Here is an 18,046-nt window from a genome sequence, read left to right as displayed (position 1 = left end):
CGGGCTTTCGCCGTTATTCCCGCCCGATCAGTGCGACCGTGCGGCCGACGGCTCGCCGGGTGTAACAGACTGCGCCGTCGGCGTGTTCGAGGCGGGTGCGACGGTTGTGTCGCCACCTCGGTGACCGGCGTCTCGGCGGCCGGGACGGCGGAACGGGCGCAGCCGCCGTGACGGTCGCCGCACCGACTGCGGCGTCTGTGCCTCGGCCGACTCGGGATCCTGCACGCGGGTGGCTGTCGCCGCAATCCACTGCGATGCCTCGATGGCGCCGTGGCGCGACCGGTCCGCACCGCGTACGGCCTGTTCACAGCGGCGAGCCAGGTCACGTCGGTCGAACCCCGGGCGTTCCACCGGCTCGAGCACGACCTCGGCGACCATCCCGCGTGAGCGCAGCACTCGCTTCGCGGAGGTGCCGAAGGTGTCGTCGCCGACGAATCCCGGAATCGTCGACTGGGTGCCGTGTGTGTCCAGGTAGCGCAGCCGCACCGGCTGTACGGCGGTTTCGGTGTCCACGGCCGCTTGGAAGAGTGCGGGGCGCATGGTGCCGTAGGCGCGGCCGCACCAGGTGGTGCCCTCGGGGAAGACCGCGATCCGATCCCCCGCCGCCAGGCGGTCACCGAGGCGCGCCACCACGCCGGGTAGTTCGCGTAGGCGTTCGCGTTCGATCGGAATGACCCGCATCAGCTTGGCCAGGCCGCCGAGCAGCGGCCAGTCCAGCATGTCCGCTCGTGCCACGAAGCCGAGCGGCTGCACAGCGGCCATGACGACGATATCGGTCCAACCGATATGACCCGCGACGATCAGCAGCCCCTCGCCTGGTGTGGCGAATCGCGCCTCGGCCGCCTCGGTGTCGGCGGCAGGGTCGACAGCATCGTCGACCCCAGCAGCCCGCTCCACCCGGTTATCGACAATGCGCAGCCGAATCCCGAGACAGCTCAAGACCGTTCGCGCGTAACGCCGCTGCAGGTGTTCGCGCTGTCCGCGCGGTGTGACGATATTGACGACGGGAAAGCTGATCAATAGCCCGGCCACGCCGAGCAGGCGACCGATGACCCGTGCGGTGCCGATCTCATCGACCGGATCGATGCAGCCGGGTCCACACGGACTCGACGGCATCCAGGCGTGCGCGGTGCTCTGTGCGGGCGGCGCGTCGAACACCATCTGGCTCACCGTCCCCCATCGAGTGCATTGGCGGCGTCTTGTAATCGGTTGAGGTAGCGGGTGTTGATGGTGTCCAGACCGAGCAGTGCGACGAAGTCGGCGACCGCGAAATCCGGATCATGCGCCGGTTCGCCGCAGATCTCCGCGCCGAGGCGCAGGTAGCCGCGCATCAGCGGCGGCAGCTTCGGGCGCGCGGGCGGGGTCATCTCGTCCAGCGTCAGTCCGTCGACGACCACCGGGCGGTAGGGATGCACCCGCCGCTCGGGATCGGATCCGTGGCGGCCGAGCAGCATGTCCCGCACGCCGCGCACGTTCACCCCGGCCGGGTCGGCGGGGGTGTCCTGCATCGGCACCGACACGCATCCCATCACCCACTCGTATCCGGTGAGCTGGATGTAGTGCAGGATGCCCGCCCACATGAGAGTAAGCACCGAGCCGTTGCGGTGGTCGGGCACCACGCATGCGCGGCCCATCTCCACGATTCGGTTGCCCGCCGGATCCAGTTGGGCCAGATCGAATTCGGTGGCCGTGTAATAGCCGCCCGCCGCATTCACCTTGTCCGGCGGCAGCATTCGGTAGCAGCCGACGAATTCTTCGGTCCGATCGTCGCGGACCAGCAGGTGATCGCAGTGCTCGTCGAACCGGTCCGCGTCCAGACCGGTTCCGTTGTCGGGGATCTGGAAGCCGGGCTCACTGGCGAAGACGCCGTAGCGCAGCCGCTGGGCGGCCAGCCGGTGTTCCACATCGGAGGAAACGACCAGGGAGTACCGAGACCGTTCCGCCCCGGAGTCCGTCGGTCGAGCCGGGGCTGTCAACACGGACGAAATAGTCATATCCGTGATGAAGCCAGCCCGAAACAGCGCCGGAGCGACCTCGAAGTGTCGCGTCGATGCCGGTTCGGTGAACGAGATGATGATCACACCGAGCGTTCACCGAACCGTCGCGATTCGTTCCCACCTCCGCCGCACTATCGCCGCCTTTCGCCTGATCGGCGACCCTTTCGAGATAGCTCAAGCGGCGTTGCGTTCCGGCAGCCGCACGGGTTCGCGCGCCGAATCCACCTCGTCGAAACCGGGACGACCCGTGCCGATGAAGGCGATCAACCACGAGGCGACGGCGGCGAAGCGATTGCGGAATCCGACCAGGTACAGCAGATGCACCGCGAGCCACATGGTCCAGGCGATCACACCGCGGAAGGTGATGTGCTCGTTGAGCTTCACCACCGCGCTGAAGCGGCTGATCACCGCCATGCTGCCCTTGTCCCAGTACGTGAACGGCGTGCCGGGGAGCTTCTTGCGGCGGATGATATCGGCGGCGTGCCTGCCCTCCTGCATGGCGACCGGCGACTGTCCCGGGTAACCGTTGAGCGAGGTCATATCGCCGATGGCGTAGATATCGGCGTGCCCGCCGACGGTCAGGTCCGGGTTGATCAAAAGCCTTCCGGCCCGATCGGTTTCGCAGCCGGTGGCCTCGGCCAGGAGTTGCGCGAACCCGCCCGCCTGCACACCCGCCGACCATACGACGGTCTCGGCGGCGATCCGGCGCTCGACGCCGTCCTTACCCTTGACGGTCACCTTGCCGAGCTCGATATCGGTCACGAAGGTGCCGAGCAGCACCTCGACACCGCTCTTGGTCAGCGATCCCTTCGCATACTCCGACAGCCCGCCACCGAAGGGCGGCAGCACCTCGCCAGCGCCCTCGACCAGCGTCACCGAAACCTCTTGGTGGTAATACCGTTTCGCGAGTTCCTTCAGCTGACCGGCCACCTCGACGCCGGTCGCGCCCGCGCCGACCACCACGAAGCTCAGCAGCCGCTTGCGAGTCTCCTCGTCGGCGCCGGCGGCCTCGGTGAAGACGCGTTCGATCTGTGCGCGCAGCATCTTGGCGTCGTCGATGGTCTTGAGCGAGAACGTCTTATCGGCGAAATCGTCGCGGCCGAAGTACGACTGCGATGCGCCGGTGGCAGCGATCAGCGAGCCGTAGCGGATCTGTGTGTGCTCGCCCTGGTTTTCATAGGTGATCACGGCATTGTCGGCATCGATGGCGACCACCTTGCCGAGCCGGACGTCGGCCTCCCGGTGCCTGCGCAGCACCGAGGCGATCGGCGGCGCGATTTCCTCGGAGGCCAGCACACCTGTCGCGACCTGATAGAGCAATGGCTGGAACAGATGCTCCGGAGTGCTCGAGATGAGAACGTACCTGATACCCGATTTGGCCAATTGCTTAGCGGCGGCAAGCCCCCCGAATCCCGATCCAACGATGACAACATCTGCGTGTTCCATGACAGCCTCCTTCTCTCATTACCAACCGTAATTCGAACCGCAGATATTTCAGGTGTTCAGGCGCATAATAGAGATGACTCTTATCTGGATTGCTCATGAATCGAGGATGACGTGGAGCTTCGCCAGCTCACCTACTTCGTCGCGGTGTGCGAGGAGCTGAGTTTCAGCAGAGCCGCGGCCCGCTGTTACATCTCCCAATCGGCGATCAGCCATCAGATCGCCCGACTGGAACGCGACCTCGGCGTAGCCCTCTTCGAGCGTTCGACCAGGGCCGTTGTCCCGACCGACGCGACCATGCGGCTACTTCCACTGGCTAAGCAGATGCTGAGCCTGGAATCGGCCATCCGCGCGACCGTGCGCACCTCCGGTCACCGCATCCGGCTCGCCGCCAACATGTCCTTCGCGACCCGATCCCTGTCCGCGATCGCCGGGGCGCGCGCCGCGCATCCGAATGCCGAGATCGAATTCGTCATCAAACCGTTCCGGCAGCGGATCACCGCGGTGGCCGACGGCGACTGTGATCTCGCGCTCATCCGCGGCAGCGTCGACGAGCCCGGCCTCGCCGTCGAGAAGTTGTGGGTCGAGGACCTCGTCATCGCCACCTCGGCCGCCCATCCGCTGGCCATCCGCGAACAGGTGACACTGGCGGATCTGAGTCCCTACCCTCTGCTGCTTCCGCCGGAGCAGGAACAGGTCCTGCTGCACACCGTGATTCGTGCCGCCTTCGCCGATCTGGCGGCAGGCCCCACTTTCGGTCCGCCGATTCCGCCGGACCACACCGCGACCATGGAACTGATCAACCGACCCGATGCCTGGACCGTGCTCTACGCCGACAGCCCGACCGAGGGCCTGGTGGTGCTGCGGCTCGCCGAACACCGACTACGCATTCCGGTCTCGGCGGTCTTGCGCAGCGACGCCCGCCGCTCCCCGATCCTGACCACCCTGCTCTCCGGCCTGCACCGCCGCTGAGATCCGCTGCCGGCCATCGCGGCAACAGATCTCGTGCGCCCGCGGGTCGATCCGACTACCGGTCAGGCATTTTCGCGGGTGAACCCGCGCGCGCCGATCACCATCGCCACCGCCGCGACCGCCAGCGTGAGTCCGGTCCCGAGGTACACCTCGGATGCACCGAAGTCACCGCGGAACAATGCCCTGGCCGCATCGACGGTGTGCGAGAACGGATTCACCTTCCCGATGGTGCGCAACCAGCTCGGCCCGACGCTCAACGGCAGCAGGATGCCGGACAGCAGCATCAGCGGCACCGCGAGGCTGTTGAGCACCGAGGCGAGCACATCCTCGGACTTGGCCCACAGCCCGAGCGCATAGGACGCCGCAGCCAAACCTGCGGCCATCACCGCGATCAGCAGCACCGACAGCACCATCCCCAGTGGATCCGGCCGAACTCCGAAGGCCGCCATGGCAACTCCCACGAGCACCAGCGCCTGCACGACCAGCACGACCATATCCTTGAGCACACGCCCGGTCAGCAACGCTCCTCGGCTCGCCGGAGTGACCCGCTGTCGTTCGACCACCCCCGCGCGCAACTCCGCCACAATGCTGAATCCGACATAGATCGCGCCGAACAGCCCGGTCTGGATGACCAGCGCCGGTGTGAGCAACTCCCACGGGTCCGAATCCGGCCCCAACGCCGGCGCGATCCCCTTGACCAGCGGTCCGAACAGCACCAGATACAGCACCGGCTGTGACAGACCGATCAAGACCCACACCGGATTTCGCAGATTCGCCCGCAGCTGGGACCAGAAGATCAGTCCGGTCTCGCGCATGAACCTCATGAGTGACTCGCCTCCCGCAGCGAACGCCCCGTAATGGTGAGAAAGACATCGTCGAGGCTGGGACGTTTGACAGTGAGCGCACCGGGCACGAGACCGCGCTCGTCCATGGCACGCAATAGGGGGACCACCGCGGTTTCGCCGCGATCCACGGTGAGATGCACCAGGGTCGCGCCGATGCGATCGGCACCCACATCCTCCGAGCGCACCAGCGAGCGCACTTGCAGCACCGACTCGGCGATCTGGAGCGCGAGATCGGCATGGCCGTCCTCGATTTCGAAGCTCACCACATCACCCGAGATGCGCCGCTTGAGTTCATCGGGCGAGCCCTCGGCGACGATGCCGCCGTGGTCCATGATCAGCAGGCGGTCGCACAGCGCGTCGGCCTCGTCCAGGTAGTGGGTGGTGAGCACGACCGTGGTGCCTCGTGCACGCAGGCGCTCGATGTGCTCCCACAGATTGGCCCGGCTCTGCGGATCGAGGCCGCTGGTCGGCTCATCGAGGTAGATCAGATTCGGTCCGTGCACCAGACCGAGTGCGATATCCACGCGCCGGCGCTGGCCACCGGAGAGCTGATTACATTTGCGCTGCCCCAGTCCGTCCAGGTCCAGCGCCACCAGTAGTTCTTCCGCATTGCGCGTGGCCTGCGCCTTGCTCAACCCGAAAAGCCTTGCCTGCAGTACCAGTTCGTCGATGACCAGGGCATCGTCATTGGTCATGCCGCCTTGGGCGACGTAGCCGATGCGCGAACGCACGGTCCGCTGCTCGGCCCGGAGATCCGCGCCGGCGATGACGGCCTCGCCCGCGGTCGGGGCGATGAGGGTGCTGAGCATCCGCAGTGCCGTGGTCTTACCCGCGCCGTTGGGGCCGAGCAGACCGAGGATCTCGCCCTCGTAGACATCGAAGTCGACGCCCGTAACCGCTTGTACGGGGCCGGTTTTGGTTGCAAAGGTTCGCGACAGCCCGCGCACCCGGATCACCGAGGTGCTGGTGCGTGCGCGAACGGAGTCGATCGTTTCCACCTGAACAACGGTAGAAACGATCGACTAAATAGTCAAGCTTTACTATTCAGACTTGATCAATAGAGATGGCATCACTTGACCGTCATCGGCCCGCCGTCCACCCTCGACCAGTTCGTCCACACATCCAGCTCACCATTCTCGATGCGCTCCAAGGTCTTGCGCGTCCAGGTCAGATCCGCCCGGACGTGGTCGGCGGCCAGCCGCATGGCATCGGCGACATGATGCGGTTCGGTCTCCGCCGGATTGCCGCTGCCCGCGAGGATCCGCTGCTCCTCGCGCTCCAGGAAGACCAGATCCGATTCGAACTTCAGAACGCGCCCGCGCATCGCCGCCACGACCTCCTCGCGCGGCAGGTGCGGCAGCAAAGCCACCGCCGCGAAATACGGATTCTTCGGCTGTTCGGAGGACCATATCGCCTCGCGCACCATCTCCCCGAATACCTTCTCCCCCTCGATGGTCAGGCGATAGGTGGTCCGCTCCGGGCGCGCCCCCGCCTGCCCGACGCCCTCCACCTCGATGAGCTTCTCGCGCTGTAGCGTATTCAGCGCCCCGTAGACCGATCCGGGCTTCACATTCGCCCAATCGTCGGCATGCCAGGACAACAACTCGCGCCGAACGTCATAACCGTGCACCGGCTGCAGCAGCCGCACCACCGCGAGCACCAGCATCCGAGTCGTAGGAACAGCCATACTCGCAGGTTAGCGCACCCTGGAAATGCGAAAGCTCGCCAAACCTGGAGCTGCTTACGCAACAACAGATTTGGCGAGCCACGGGTAACTCACCGGTACGAGCCAACTCGGCTACCGACTCCGCAAGCCGGGCGACAGCGTCCGCTCGCACACGACCCGCCCCCCGAATACTCGCGGAGGCGGACCAGCACTAGCCCTTGTGCGCCTTGACGGCTTCGGTCAGCTGCGGGGCGACGTTGAACAGGTCGCCGACGATGCCGTAGTCCGCGATCTCGAAGATCGGGGCCTCTTCGTCCTTGTTGACCGCGACGATGGTCTTCGAGGTCTGCATACCCGCGCGGTGCTGGATGGCGCCGGAGATGCCGAGGGCGATGTAGAGCTGCGGGGAGACCGTCTTACCGGTCTGACCGACCTGGAACTGGCCCGGGTAGTAGCCCGAGTCGACGGCGGCACGCGAGGCGCCGACGGCGGCACCGAGCGAGTCGGCCAGCGCCTCGACGACCGCGAACTTGTCGGCGGAACCGACACCGCGACCACCGGAGACGACAATGCTCGCCTCGGTGAGCTCCGGACGGTCGCCACCGACGATCGGCTCGCGGGAGACGACCTTGACGACGCCCTCTTCCTGCGCGGGCACCTCGACGGTGACCTTCTCACCCGCACCGGCGGCGGCCGTGGCCTCGACGGCACCCGGACGCACCGAGATCACCGGCACATCGCCGGTGGCCTTGGCGTCGACGGTGAACGCGCCACCGAAGATGGAGTGCACGACCGAGCCGTCGGACTTGACGTCGATGACGTCGACGAGCAGGCCGGAGCCGATGCGCGCGGCGAGGCGGCCCGACACCTCCTTACCCTCGGCGGTGGCGGCGACGATCACGGCGGCCGGGGAGACCGACTCGACCAGACCGGCGAGCACGTCGACCTTCGGGGTCACCAGGAAGTTCTCGACATCGTCGGATTCGGCGATGTAGATCTTCGCGGCACCGGCGGCGGCGAGCGCGTCGGCCAGCTTCTCACCGGTACCGGCCGGGCCGGTCACGACGGCGGCGGGCTCACCGAGCGCGGCCGCGGCGGTGAGCAGTTCGGTGCTGACCTTCTTGATCGCACCGTCGGCGTGCTCGACGAGCACAAGTACTTCTGCCATTTGTGTTCTCTCCTAAGCAGTCTCGGGCGGGATCAGATGATCTTCTGACCGACCAGGTACGTGGCGATCTTGGTACCGCCGTCGCCCTCGTCCGCGATCTTCTCGCCCGCGGTGCGCGGGGGCTTCGGGGTAGCCGCGGTGACGGCGGTGCCCGCGTTGGCGACACCGACGGTCGACGGGTCGACGCCCAGGTCGGCCAGCGTGAAGGTCTGCACTTCCTTCTTCTTCGCGGCCATGATGCCCTTGAAGGAGGGGAAGCGCGGCTCGTTGATCTTCTCGGTGACACTGACGATGGCCGGGAGGGTGGCCTCCAGCTTGAACACGCCCTCGTCGGTCTCCCGCTCACCGGTGATCTTGGTGCCGTCGACGGTCAGCTTGCGCAGGTGCGTCAGCTGCGGCAGGCCGAGGTACTCGGCGATGATCGCGGGAACGGCACCGGCGCGGCCGTCGGTGGCCTCGTTGCCCGCGATGACCAGCTCGACACCCTCGACCTGGCCCAGCGCGCTGGCCAGCACCCAGGCGGTCTGCACGGCGTCGGAGCCGTGGATCGCCGGATCGTTGATGTGGATGGCCTTGTCGGCGCCCATGGACAGCGCCTTGCGGATGGCCTCGCTGGCACGGTCCGGACCGGCGGCCAGCACGGTGACCTCGCCGCCCTGAGCCTCCTTGATCAGCAGCGCTTCTTCGACGGCGCGCTCGTTGATCTCGTCGAGGACGGCGTCGGCGGCCTCGCGGTCGAGGGTGAAGTCACCGTCGGTCAGCTTGCGCTCGGACCAGGTGTCGGGAACCTGCTTGATGAGTACGACGATGTTCGGCATCGGTCTTCGTCGACCTCCTGTTCTGGTTACACGTGTGTGGTGGTCGCACGAACTGGGCCGTACGTCCTTGTTTGTAGCTCAGGGCGTGACACTACCCTACGTTAAGTTACTCATGGGTAACTTAGACGCTTCTCTCTCACAACACCATGGCAGACGATATGGTGCGCGATGCCGGAGGACCGGACGTAGCCGCTGATCGACGCCTACCGGGTGCGGGTGTCCGGCTAAAACCCGTACCAGTAACGTCGGAGCGATGAGCGAGGCTGTGATCCCTGCCGCAGTGGGCAACACCCCGGGCATTACTCCCGAGTCGGCCGTCGAGCCGTTGCCGCTGACCGGCGAGCGGACCGTACCCGGCATCGCCGAGGAGAACTACTGGTTCCGTCGGCACGAGATCGTCTATGCGCGACTGCTCCAGCATTGTGTGGGAAAGACGGTGCTCGAGGCCGGATCCGGCGAGGGTTACGGCGCGAACATGATCGCCGACGTGGCCACCACGGTGATCGGCTTGGATTACGACACCAGCGCGGTCGCACATGTGCGTGCGCGCTACCCGCGCGTCGAGATGATCCAGGGCAACCTCGCCGAGCTGCCGCTCGATGCCGAATCGGTCGATGTCGTGGTGAATTTCCAAGTGATCGAACACCTTTGGGACCAGGGCCAGTTCGTTCGGGAATGCCTGCGGGTGCTGCGGCCCGGCGGCGAACTGCTGATCAGCACGCCGAACCGGATCACCTTCTCCCCCGGCCGCGATACCCCGCTCAACCCGTTCCACACCCGGGAACTCAATGCCGACGAACTCACCGAACTGCTCGTCGACTCCGGTTTCCGGGTCACACTGATGACCGGTGTGCACCACGGCCCGACCCTGAAAGCGTTGGACGCCAAGCACGGCGGCTCGTTCATCGATGCCCAGATCGAGCGCGCGCTGGCCGGTGAGCCGTGGCCCGCCGAGCTCACCGCCGACGTCGCCGCGGTCGCCATCGACGATTTCGCGCTGATCACCGATGATATCGATGCGAGCCTCGACCTGGTCGCCATCGCGGTGAAATCTTGAGCAGACACGATGTTCCCGGCCAGTTCACCCTGGTCCTGCATTCCCATCTGCCCTGGCTGGCCAACCACGGCCGCTGGCCGGTCGGCGAGGAATGGCTCTACCAATCCTGGGCCGCCTCTTACCTTCCCGTCGTCGAGGCGCTGAGAACCCTTGCCGCGGAAGGCCGTTCGCATCTGCTCAGCCTCGGCATCACGCCGGTGCTCGCCGCCCAGCTCGACGACCTGCATTGCCTCGCCGGTATGCACCATTGGCTCGGCAACTGGCAGCTGCGCGCCGACGAAGCCGCGCTCGCCGGCAATATCGCGCTCGGCAGTCACGAACATCGGCTGGCCGGTGCGGCACTCGCGGAATTCGAACGGCACTGGCGCCATGGCGCGGCTCCGGTGTGGCGTCAGCTCATCGACGCCGAAGCCATCGAACTGCTCGGCGGCCCGCTCGCGCACCCGTTCCAGCCGCTGCTCGATCCGCGACTGCGCGCATTCCAGCTGAGCGAGGGCCTGTCCGACGCCCGGCATCGCTGGGGCCATACCCCCACCGGAATCTGGGCGCCCGAATGCGGCTACACCCCCGGTATGGAGACCGGATACGCCGCCGCCGGTGTGACACATTTCATGGTCGATGGACCCGCATTGCACGGTGACACCACCCTCGGCCGCCCGGTCCGCGAGTCGGATGTGGTGGCCTTCGGGCGGGATCTGCATGTGAGCTACCGGGTTTGGTCGCCCAAATCCGGCTATCCGGGCCAGAGCGCCTACCGTGACTTTCATCACTATGACCACGCGACGGGTCTCAAACCGTCCCGGGTCACCGGCAAAACGGTGGCCGGTCCGGACAAGGCGCCCTACGATCCGGAGCTGGCGGCCGCGGCGGTGGTCCGCGATGTCGACGATTTCGTTCGGACCGTGCGCGAGCGTCTGATCAGCGAATCCGCGCGGATCGGCCGCCCGGCCCTGGTCGTCGCCGCCTTCGACACCGAACTGTTCGGGCACTGGTGGCACGAGGGGCCGCAGTGGCTCGCCCAGGTGTTGCGGGCGCTGCCCGAGGCGGGCGTCACGGTCGGGACCTTGGCCGATGCTCGCGCGCGCGGGTTCGTCGGCGCGCCGGTGCCGCTGGCCGATTCCTCCTGGGGTTCGGGTAAGGACTGGCGGGTCTGGGCCGGAGACCAGGTCAAAGACCTGGTGGAACTCAACGACGAGATCGTGCGCCTCACCCTCGATACGGTCGACAAGATGCGGGCCGCGGACGGCGGTGTCGCACTGCGCGATCCGGTTGCCGATCAGCTGCTGCGCGAGGCCATCCTCACCGTCTCCAGTGACTGGGCCTTCATGGTCAGCAAGGACTCCGCGGCAGGCTACGCACGCGACCGAGCGCACCGGCACGCACACGCCGTGCGGGAGATCGCGGCCGCCGTCGGCGCGGGTCAGGTCGCCAAAGCACACCAGTTGGCGGCAGGATGGGGGGCGGCCGACGGGTTCTTTCCGAGTTTGGACGCACGGCGGCTGGCGATCGCGGACCGAGACTCCGCTCGAGAAGGACATTCATGAAGATCTTGATGGTGTCGTGGGAGTACCCACCGGTAGTGGTCGGTGGGTTGGGCCGCCATGTGCATCACTTGGCGGTCGAATTGGCTGCGGCGGGCCACGAAGTGGTCGTACTCGCCCGCCGACCCTCCGGCACCGACTCCACGACCCACCCCACCCAGTCCTTCATCGCCGAGGGCGTGCTGGTGGTCGCGGTCGCCGAGGATCCGCCGTGCTTCGACTTCGGCGAGGACATGCTCGCCTGGACACTGGCCATGGGCCACGCGATGGTGCGCGCCGGTGTCGCGCTCGGTAAGCCCGGCATCGGCGACGGCTGGATTCCGGATGTCGTGCACGCGCACGATTGGCTGGTCGCGCATCCGTCGATCGCACTGGCCGAGTACTACGACGTGCCACTGGTGTCGACCATCCACGCCACCGAGGCCGGGCGGCACAGCGGTTGGGTCTCGGGCCGCGTCAACAAGCAGGTGCATTCGGTCGAGTGGTGGCTGGCCAACGAATCCGACGCGCTGATCACCTGCTCGACCTCGATGCAGGACGAGGTGGAACGCCTCTACGGACCCGAGCGCATTCCGATGACGGTGATCCGCAACGGAATCGACGTCGGCGCGTGGACCTTTCGGCCGCGCGCCCCGCGTACCGGTCCGCCGCGCCTGCTCTATGTGGGGCGGCTCGAGTACGAGAAGGGTGTGCAGGACGCGATCGCCGCGCTACCGCGCATTCGCCGCGCCCACCCCGGCACCACACTGACCATCGCGGGCATCGGCACCCAGTTCGAATGGCTGCGCGAGCGCGCCCGCGTGCACCGGGTCGCGCGCGGGGTCACCTTCGCGGGACAGCTCGGTCACGAGGAACTGCTCGGCTGGCTGCACGGCGCCGACGCCATCGTGCTGCCGAGCCGCTATGAACCCTTCGGCATCGTTGCCCTCGAGGCCGCCGCCGCGGGCACCCCACTGGTCACCTCGACCGCGGGCGGACTCGGCGAGGCCGTCATCGACGGCGTCACCGGTGCATCCTTCGAACCCGCGGATGTCGACGGCATCGTCGAGGCCGTCCGCGCCACCCTCGACGATCCGGCCGCCACACAAGACCGCGCCTACGCGGCCCGCGAACGCCTCACCGCCGATTTCGCGTGGGACGTGGTCGCCGCCGAAACCGCCCTGGTCTACTCCTCGGCCAAACGCCGCGTCCGCAACCCCCTCGGCCGCCCCACCATCATCGAACGCCCGCTCCCGGAGCGCGATCCGCAGTAGGGACCGCTGGGCGCACGAATTCGCCCGCCGCGCACTCGATTCCAAGCAATTTCGTGCGCGGCGCGACATTTGTGGGCGCCGCGGTGCACTCGAGTCCTGCGCGGTTACTGCTCCGGCTCGAAGGTGAAGATCTCGCCGATCCGGGTGGCGAGAACTACCTCGCCCTTGGGGCCGATGGCGGTGCCGGTGGTGGTGCCCTTGGCGTCGGGCAGCGCATCGGAGTCGACAGTGGCGCCGGTTTCGGTGTCGAAGGTGATGAGGTTGATGCCGTCGCCGATGGCGGCGGCGGTGTAGCCGGTGTCGCCCGCGGTCTGGACTGGGGTACCGCGCAGGGTGAGATCCTTACGCTCCCAGACGATCTCGGCGGCATCGCCCTTATCGCGCAGGGCGAGCAGGTAGCCGTCGTCACCGGACGGGATGATCAGGCCGTCGCTGGAGACCGAAATACCGCCGCGCGGAGTGAATTGCAGGGGCTGCACCCACTTGGTGCGACCGTCGGCGGCGTCGACCGCGATGAGGCGACCGGTGTTATCGCCGACGTAGACGGTGTCGCCGTCGGCGGACAGCGTCGGGCTGGTCGCGCTGCCCTGGCCGAGCATATCGGCGCTCCACTCCTGCTGAATCTTGTTGTCGGCATAGCGCAAAGCGACCAGCGCGGCAGTCGGCTTACCCGGCTTCCACAGCGTGACGAAGAACCGACCGCTCGTCGGATCGATCGGCGAGATATTGGAGACCGGGCACTGTGGTCCGCCGGTGGTGCAGTCGTCGAGGCCCTGACCCGATGCGGGGCGGGTCAGATCCGGATACCCGAGGTAATCGGGCTCGCCGAGCAGCTGGGCGGTGGCGACGACGCGTTCGCCGGTCTGGCGGCTCAACACGTCCACCTGACCGGACTGGGTGACCGTCAGAATGTTCCCGTCGCTGGTGAACTGCGCCGAAACCGGCACGCCCGCAACGGGAGTCCGCCAACGCGGCTGCCCGATGGAGTTGAACGCACTGAACCCGCTGTCGTCACCGACGTAGACGTTATTGCCGCTGTCGACCACCGGGGGCGCCGAAATCGCGCTCGGTCCGAGCGGATTGCAGAAACGCTTACGGCCGGTCGGCATCTGCAGCGAGAGAATGGCGCAGTTGTTCGGGGTCAGGGTAGTGACGAACATCTGCCCGTCCGGACCGACCGTCACGCCCTGCTCGATCGGCCCGCCGACCGGTCGCGACCAGCTCAACGACAGTTTGCGCGAGCCGGTGACCGGGCTGGAGCCACTGTTGCGGCCGTCGTGATGTGCGGCGGTCCAGCCCGCGCCCGACCCGACGGTGATGTCGTCGACATCGGTGCCGCAGCCCGTCAGGGCCAGCGCGCCGACCGCGGCCAGCGCCGCCGCGGCCCGCAGTCGGAACAAGGTCAGCCCGCGCGCCGGGTTCGCCAGTACGCCGCCGCTTCGCACCTGCTGCACTCCTGTCGTCGTTGACCGCTCGGGACGAGACCAAAAGCGTGTCGACCCCCGCGCACGCACCACCTAGACCGGGTTGCCCGCGTGGAGGTTCGCCGCCGCCGCCGTCGGCGGCGCAGCAGTCACTGTACGGGAGGGGCGGCCGAGGTTGTACGGGTCCCGGCGGTGTTTTACGAGGGGATAAGCTCTAGTCGGTCGCGACCGGGTCGGGTCACGACCGAACAACCACGACAGGAGATGAGTTCGTGACGAGCATGTGGGGCGCACCGTTGCGCTCGCGGTGGCGCGGCTCGCGCCGCCGGGATCCGCAGCAAGCGCGATTTCTGACGCTGGCGTCGCTGCGCTGGGTGCTCACGAACAAGGCGTACACGCCTTGGTATCTGGTGCGGTATTACCGACTGTTCAAATTCAAGGCGGCCAACCCGCATATCGTGCTGCGCGGCATGGTCTTCCTCGGCAAGCGCGTCGAGATCCACGCGACCCCCGAGTTGAGCCGGATGGAGATCGGCCGCTGGGTGCATATCGGCGACGGCAATGCCATTCGCTGCCACGAGGGATCGCTGCGCATCGGCGACAAGGTCGTCTTCGGCAAGGACAACGTGGTCAACACCTACCTCGATATCGAGATCGGCGAGTCCACCCTGGTCGCGGACTGGTGCTATATCTGCGATTTCGACCATCGCATGGATGACATCACCATGCCGATCAAGGATCAGGGCATCGTCAAGAGTCCGGTCCGCATCGGCCCGGACACCTGGATCGCCGCCAAGGTGACCGTACTGCGCGAGACCCGCGTCGGCCGAGGCTGTGTCCTCGGCGCGCACGCGGTGGTCAAGGGCGAGATTCCGGATTACAGCATCGCCGTCGGCGCGCCGGCCAAGGTCGTCAAGAACCGCAAGGCGACGTGGGAGGCGGGCGCCGAGGAGCGCGCCAAATACATTGCCGCGCTGGAAGATATCGAACGCAAGAAGAACGGCGCCGCCCAGTCGGTGTAGTCGCCGCAGCGCCGCCGTAACGGCCGAGCCCCGGATTCCCCCATGGAACCGGGGCTCGTGCGATTTCGGAGGGGCAGCACGCCGATGCGTGTCGGTGTGGGTCGGTACGGTCAGCGCTATGAACAGGTACGCGGCGCTGTTGCGCGGGATCATGCCGACCAACCCCAATATGAAGGGCGAGAAGCTGCGTGGGGTTTTCGAGGGACTGGGCTTCGAGAAGGTCGCGACGATATTGGCCAGCGGCAATGTGGTGTTCCGCACCGCGGAAGCCGATATCGCGAAGTTGGAAGCCCGCATCCAGGGCGCGCTGAGCAGCGAACTCGGGATCCCGGGCGGCACCATCGTCCGCACCTACGATGAGCTGCGCGACCTGCTCGATACCGATCCGTTCCCGGGCCTGACCCACGGCCGCGAAACCTATCTCATCACGACTTTCCTCAAGCACGCCCCGCCGAATGTCGCCGAGGAACTGCGTAAGCACACCGAACCCGGCGTCCAAATCGTCGGCTATGACTCCCTCGCCCGCGCCGTTCTCGCGGTCATCGACAACACCGAACCCCGCACCCCGGACTTCATGGCGTGGCTCGAGAAGACCTACAGCAAGGACATCACCACCCGCACCTGGCTCACCGTCCAGAAGATCGTCAAGAAGATGGAGTCTTGATCGGGTGAATTCGGGTGGTCAGGCGGGGGTGCAGAGAAAAGCGGCGGCGGTGCGGGCTATGCGGGTGAGGACCAGGGTGTAGGGGGCGGTGCCGCGGAGTTTGAGGCGTTTGCGGAGGGTATCGGGGTCGATGTCGACACCGCGGACGAGGATTTCGAGGGTGCCGCAGTCGCGGCGGGTCAGTTCCTGGCGCAGAGTCTTCTCGCGCAGTTCCAGACGCTCGACGATACGGAAGCCGCGAACGCCCTCGGGGACGCTGTCACCGGTGAGGTAGGCGATGCGGGGATCCAGTTGCCAGAGGCCGTGTTCGGCGGCGTAGTGGCGGACCAGGCCCGCGCGCACGATGGCGCCGTCGGGGTCGATGATCCACTCGCCGGGGTCCCGTTGGGGGATATCGTCGGGGGCAGCGTCGGTATAGGTGGCGGGTTCGGCGCGGGTGGACAGGACCGTGGCGCGGCGGGTGACGCCGGGCGCGGACAGCCCCGCCGACCACAGACAGGCCTCGCGGACCGCGCCGTCGAGAGAGACGACCTCGATTTCGCCGGACCAGCCGAGGCGGTCGAAATCCAATCCCGGAGCACACTTTACGGCCAGGTCACGACCGGGATAGGCGGCCAAGAGGTCCGGCAGCGGGGGTTGCAGTTTGGCCGGATCGTGGGTGCGGCGGCCGTCCGCGCGGCGGGCCGGATCGGCGATGACGACGGTGCCGGTGCTGCACGGGGTGAGGGCATCGGCCTTGGCCAGCAGGATATTTCGGGAGTCGGCGAGGTTGTGCGCGGCCATCGACAGGCGCACGTCGTCGAGGTCGCTGCCGAGTACCGAGGGGCAGGTGCGGGTCAGCGCGGCGAGTTCCGCACCGATCGAGCAGGTGACGTCGTGTACGGCGCGCCCGGAAAGCCGGTCGGCGCGGTGGCGCGCCACCAGCGTCGGGGTCGCCTGCTGCAGCGCGTCGTCGGTGAACAGCCACTGTCCGCTGTCGTCCAGCTTGGCCGCGGCGCGGCGGCGTAGGCGCACGGTTTCGATGAGCGCGCCCGACCGCGCGCCGAACTCGCGACGCACCCGCTCCAGATCGCGCAGAAGCGTCGCCGGGGTCAACTCCAGCCGGTCCACCTCGGCCAGCGCGGCATTACCCGCCGCGCTGCCGAGGAAGGCGACATCCTCGCGGCCGAAGGAATAGCCCACTACTTCAGCGGCCCGGTTATTTGGCTGCGGAGCCCGGCTTCACACCGGTGATCATGGCGTTGTAGAAGAACCGACGCGGCACCACCCGGCGCATGACGTTCTCGTCCAGCCAGCTCAGCCGCAGCCACGCGCGGTACATCGCCATCCGGTAGCCCATGGTCAGCTTCTCGTCCGGCACGGCCGCCTCGAAGGTGCGCACCGGCCAGCCCCACAACGCCGCGGCGAACTCCTCGGTGCTCGCCTTGACCTCGGCGGCGCCCGCGCGACGAGCCATCGCCTCGAGCTCGCTGGGATCGAAGGTGTGCAGGTCCACGACCGCCTCCAGCGCCGCGGCGCGCGAGGATTCGTCCAATTCGGCCTGCGGACGCCGCCACCCCGACAGTGCGGGCAGCTTGGTCACGGTGGTGGTGGCCTTCCAGGTGATGCGGCCCAGCCAGCGAGCGTAGAAATTGCCCGCAGTGGTCGGTTCACCGGCGAAAACGAAACGCCCACCCGGCTTGAGCACGCGCAGGCACTCCTTGACCGCCAACTCCACATCCGGGATGTGGTGCAGCACCGCGTGGCCGACGACGAGGTCGAAGGTGTCGTCCTCGTACGGGATGGTCTCGGCGTCGGCCACCCGACCGTCGACATCGAGCCCGAGGTGCTCGGCATTGCGCAGTGCGACTTTCACCATGCCCGGCGACAGGTCGGTGACCGAACCGGACTTCGCGACGCCGCCCTGCATGAGGTTCAGCAGGAAGAAGCCGGTACCACAGCCCAGTTCCAGCGCACGCGCGTACGGCAGCGGCGCGGGACCGACCGCGGCGTCGAACCGGCCGCGGGCATAGTCGATACAGCGCTCGTCATACGAAATCGACCATTTGTCGTCATAGGTCTCGGCTTCCCAGTCGTGGTAGAGCACCTGGGCGAGCTTCGTATCCTTCAGCGCAGCTTCGACCTCGGCCTCAGTGGCATGCGGGTTCGGCGCCGGGTCATCGGGGTGGACCGTCAT

The 18,046-nt window shown here is 67.1% G+C and carries 17 protein-coding genes; 6 read left to right on the top strand and 11 right to left on the bottom strand.

Translation table 11 applies throughout. The annotated features are described in order from the left end of the window. Window positions 1-27 precede the first annotated feature (27 nt). The 3 genes from ACQP1G_RS10365 to ACQP1G_RS10355 form a co-directional block, all read right to left on the bottom strand. A complete protein-coding gene (locus ACQP1G_RS10365; protein WP_433201463.1) occupies window positions 28-1,161 on the bottom strand; it encodes a lysophospholipid acyltransferase family protein in 1,134 nt (377 codons plus the stop codon). A 5-nt stretch (window positions 1,162-1,166) separates the two neighbouring features. Beyond that, window positions 1,167-1,994, bottom strand: a complete 828-nt coding sequence (locus ACQP1G_RS10360; RefSeq protein ID WP_433201460.1) for a GNAT family N-acetyltransferase — start codon at window positions 1,992-1,994, stop codon at window positions 1,167-1,169. 177 nt (window positions 1,995-2,171) lie between these two features. Beyond that, complete coding sequence (locus tag ACQP1G_RS10355; protein WP_433201457.1) at window positions 2,172-3,443, bottom strand: NAD(P)/FAD-dependent oxidoreductase; 1,272 nt, start codon at window positions 3,441-3,443, stop codon at window positions 2,172-2,174. Window positions 3,444-3,554: 111 nt separating this feature from the next. Between ACQP1G_RS10355 and ACQP1G_RS10350 the strand changes: the two genes are divergently transcribed. Next, on the top strand, window positions 3,555-4,412 hold the full coding sequence (locus tag ACQP1G_RS10350) for a LysR family transcriptional regulator (protein WP_433201454.1): 858 nt from the start codon (window positions 3,555-3,557) through the stop codon (window positions 4,410-4,412). Window positions 4,413-4,474: 62 nt separating this feature from the next. Here ACQP1G_RS10350 and ACQP1G_RS10345 read toward each other — a convergent pair whose 3' ends face one another. The 5 genes from ACQP1G_RS10345 to ACQP1G_RS10325 all read right to left on the bottom strand — a co-directional run bounded on the left by ACQP1G_RS10345 (window position 4,475) and on the right by ACQP1G_RS10325 (window position 8,909). Continuing rightward, the gene (locus ACQP1G_RS10345; RefSeq protein ID WP_433201451.1) at window positions 4,475-5,236 is read right to left on the bottom strand and encodes an ABC transporter permease; all 762 of its coding nucleotides are present in this window, start codon (window positions 5,234-5,236) and stop codon (window positions 4,475-4,477) included. After that, complete coding sequence (locus ACQP1G_RS10340; RefSeq protein WP_433201448.1) at window positions 5,233-6,255, bottom strand: ATP-binding cassette domain-containing protein; 1,023 nt, start codon at window positions 6,253-6,255, stop codon at window positions 5,233-5,235. The genes ACQP1G_RS10345 and ACQP1G_RS10340 overlap by 4 nt, the downstream gene beginning before the upstream one ends. A gap of 71 nt (window positions 6,256-6,326) precedes the next feature. Continuing rightward, window positions 6,327-6,944, bottom strand: coding sequence for a PadR family transcriptional regulator (locus ACQP1G_RS10335; protein ID WP_433201445.1), 618 nt, complete (start codon window positions 6,942-6,944; stop codon window positions 6,327-6,329). A 190-nt stretch (window positions 6,945-7,134) separates the two neighbouring features. Continuing rightward, window positions 7,135-8,091 (bottom strand): electron transfer flavoprotein subunit alpha/FixB family protein, encoded by a 957-nt coding sequence (locus ACQP1G_RS10330; RefSeq protein ID WP_433201442.1) that lies wholly within the window; start codon window positions 8,089-8,091, stop codon window positions 7,135-7,137. A gap of 32 nt (window positions 8,092-8,123) precedes the next feature. Then, entirely contained in the window at window positions 8,124-8,909 is a 786-nt protein-coding gene (locus ACQP1G_RS10325) for an electron transfer flavoprotein subunit beta/FixA family protein (protein WP_433201440.1), read from the bottom strand. 253 nt (window positions 8,910-9,162) lie between these two features. Between ACQP1G_RS10325 and ACQP1G_RS10320 the strand changes: the two genes are divergently transcribed. The 3 genes from ACQP1G_RS10320 to ACQP1G_RS10310 are packed head-to-tail and all read left to right on the top strand — an operon-like array spanning window position 9,163 to window position 12,760. Then, window positions 9,163-9,966, top strand: coding sequence for a class I SAM-dependent methyltransferase (locus ACQP1G_RS10320; RefSeq protein ID WP_433201438.1), 804 nt, complete (start codon window positions 9,163-9,165; stop codon window positions 9,964-9,966). Continuing rightward, the gene (locus tag ACQP1G_RS10315; RefSeq protein WP_433201435.1) at window positions 9,963-11,510 is read left to right on the top strand and encodes a 1,4-alpha-glucan branching protein domain-containing protein; all 1,548 of its coding nucleotides are present in this window, start codon (window positions 9,963-9,965) and stop codon (window positions 11,508-11,510) included. Before ACQP1G_RS10320 ends, ACQP1G_RS10315 begins: the two co-directional genes overlap by 4 nt. Beyond that, complete coding sequence (locus tag ACQP1G_RS10310) at window positions 11,507-12,760, top strand: glycosyltransferase family 4 protein (RefSeq protein WP_433201432.1); 1,254 nt, start codon at window positions 11,507-11,509, stop codon at window positions 12,758-12,760. Before ACQP1G_RS10315 ends, ACQP1G_RS10310 begins: the two co-directional genes overlap by 4 nt. Window positions 12,761-12,864: 104 nt before the next feature. Here ACQP1G_RS10310 and ACQP1G_RS10305 read toward each other — a convergent pair whose 3' ends face one another. Next, window positions 12,865-14,205 (bottom strand): PQQ-binding-like beta-propeller repeat protein, encoded by a 1,341-nt coding sequence (locus ACQP1G_RS10305; RefSeq protein WP_433201429.1) that lies wholly within the window; start codon window positions 14,203-14,205, stop codon window positions 12,865-12,867. A 251-nt stretch (window positions 14,206-14,456) separates the two neighbouring features. Between ACQP1G_RS10305 and ACQP1G_RS10300 the strand changes: the two genes are divergently transcribed. Both ACQP1G_RS10300 and ACQP1G_RS10295 read left to right on the top strand, forming a co-directional pair. Further along, window positions 14,457-15,206: an acyltransferase gene (locus ACQP1G_RS10300; RefSeq protein ID WP_433201426.1), complete on the top strand. Its 750-nt coding sequence runs from the start codon at window positions 14,457-14,459 to the stop codon at window positions 15,204-15,206. Between the two features lie 118 nt (window positions 15,207-15,324). After that, window positions 15,325-15,870: a DUF1697 domain-containing protein gene (locus tag ACQP1G_RS10295; RefSeq protein WP_433201423.1), complete on the top strand. Its 546-nt coding sequence runs from the start codon at window positions 15,325-15,327 to the stop codon at window positions 15,868-15,870. Between the two features lie 18 nt (window positions 15,871-15,888). Here the strand turns inward: ACQP1G_RS10295 and ACQP1G_RS10290 are convergent, their stop codons facing one another. Next, on the bottom strand, window positions 15,889-17,052 hold the full coding sequence (locus tag ACQP1G_RS10290; RefSeq protein ID WP_433201420.1) for a THUMP-like domain-containing protein: 1,164 nt from the start codon (window positions 17,050-17,052) through the stop codon (window positions 15,889-15,891). Between the two features lie 16 nt (window positions 17,053-17,068). Beyond that, window positions 17,069-18,046 carry a class I SAM-dependent methyltransferase gene (locus ACQP1G_RS10285; RefSeq protein ID WP_433201417.1) on the bottom strand — a complete coding sequence of 326 codons (978 nt, stop codon included), beginning with the start codon at window positions 18,044-18,046 and terminating at the stop codon, window positions 17,069-17,071.

It is taken from the genome of Nocardia sp. CA-107356 (assembly GCF_050946365.1).
Taxonomy (GTDB): Bacteria; Actinomycetota; Actinomycetes; order Mycobacteriales; family Mycobacteriaceae; genus Nocardia.
The sequence above is the reverse complement of the archived record's forward strand: the minus strand, read 5'-3'. Positions and strand labels throughout refer to the sequence as shown.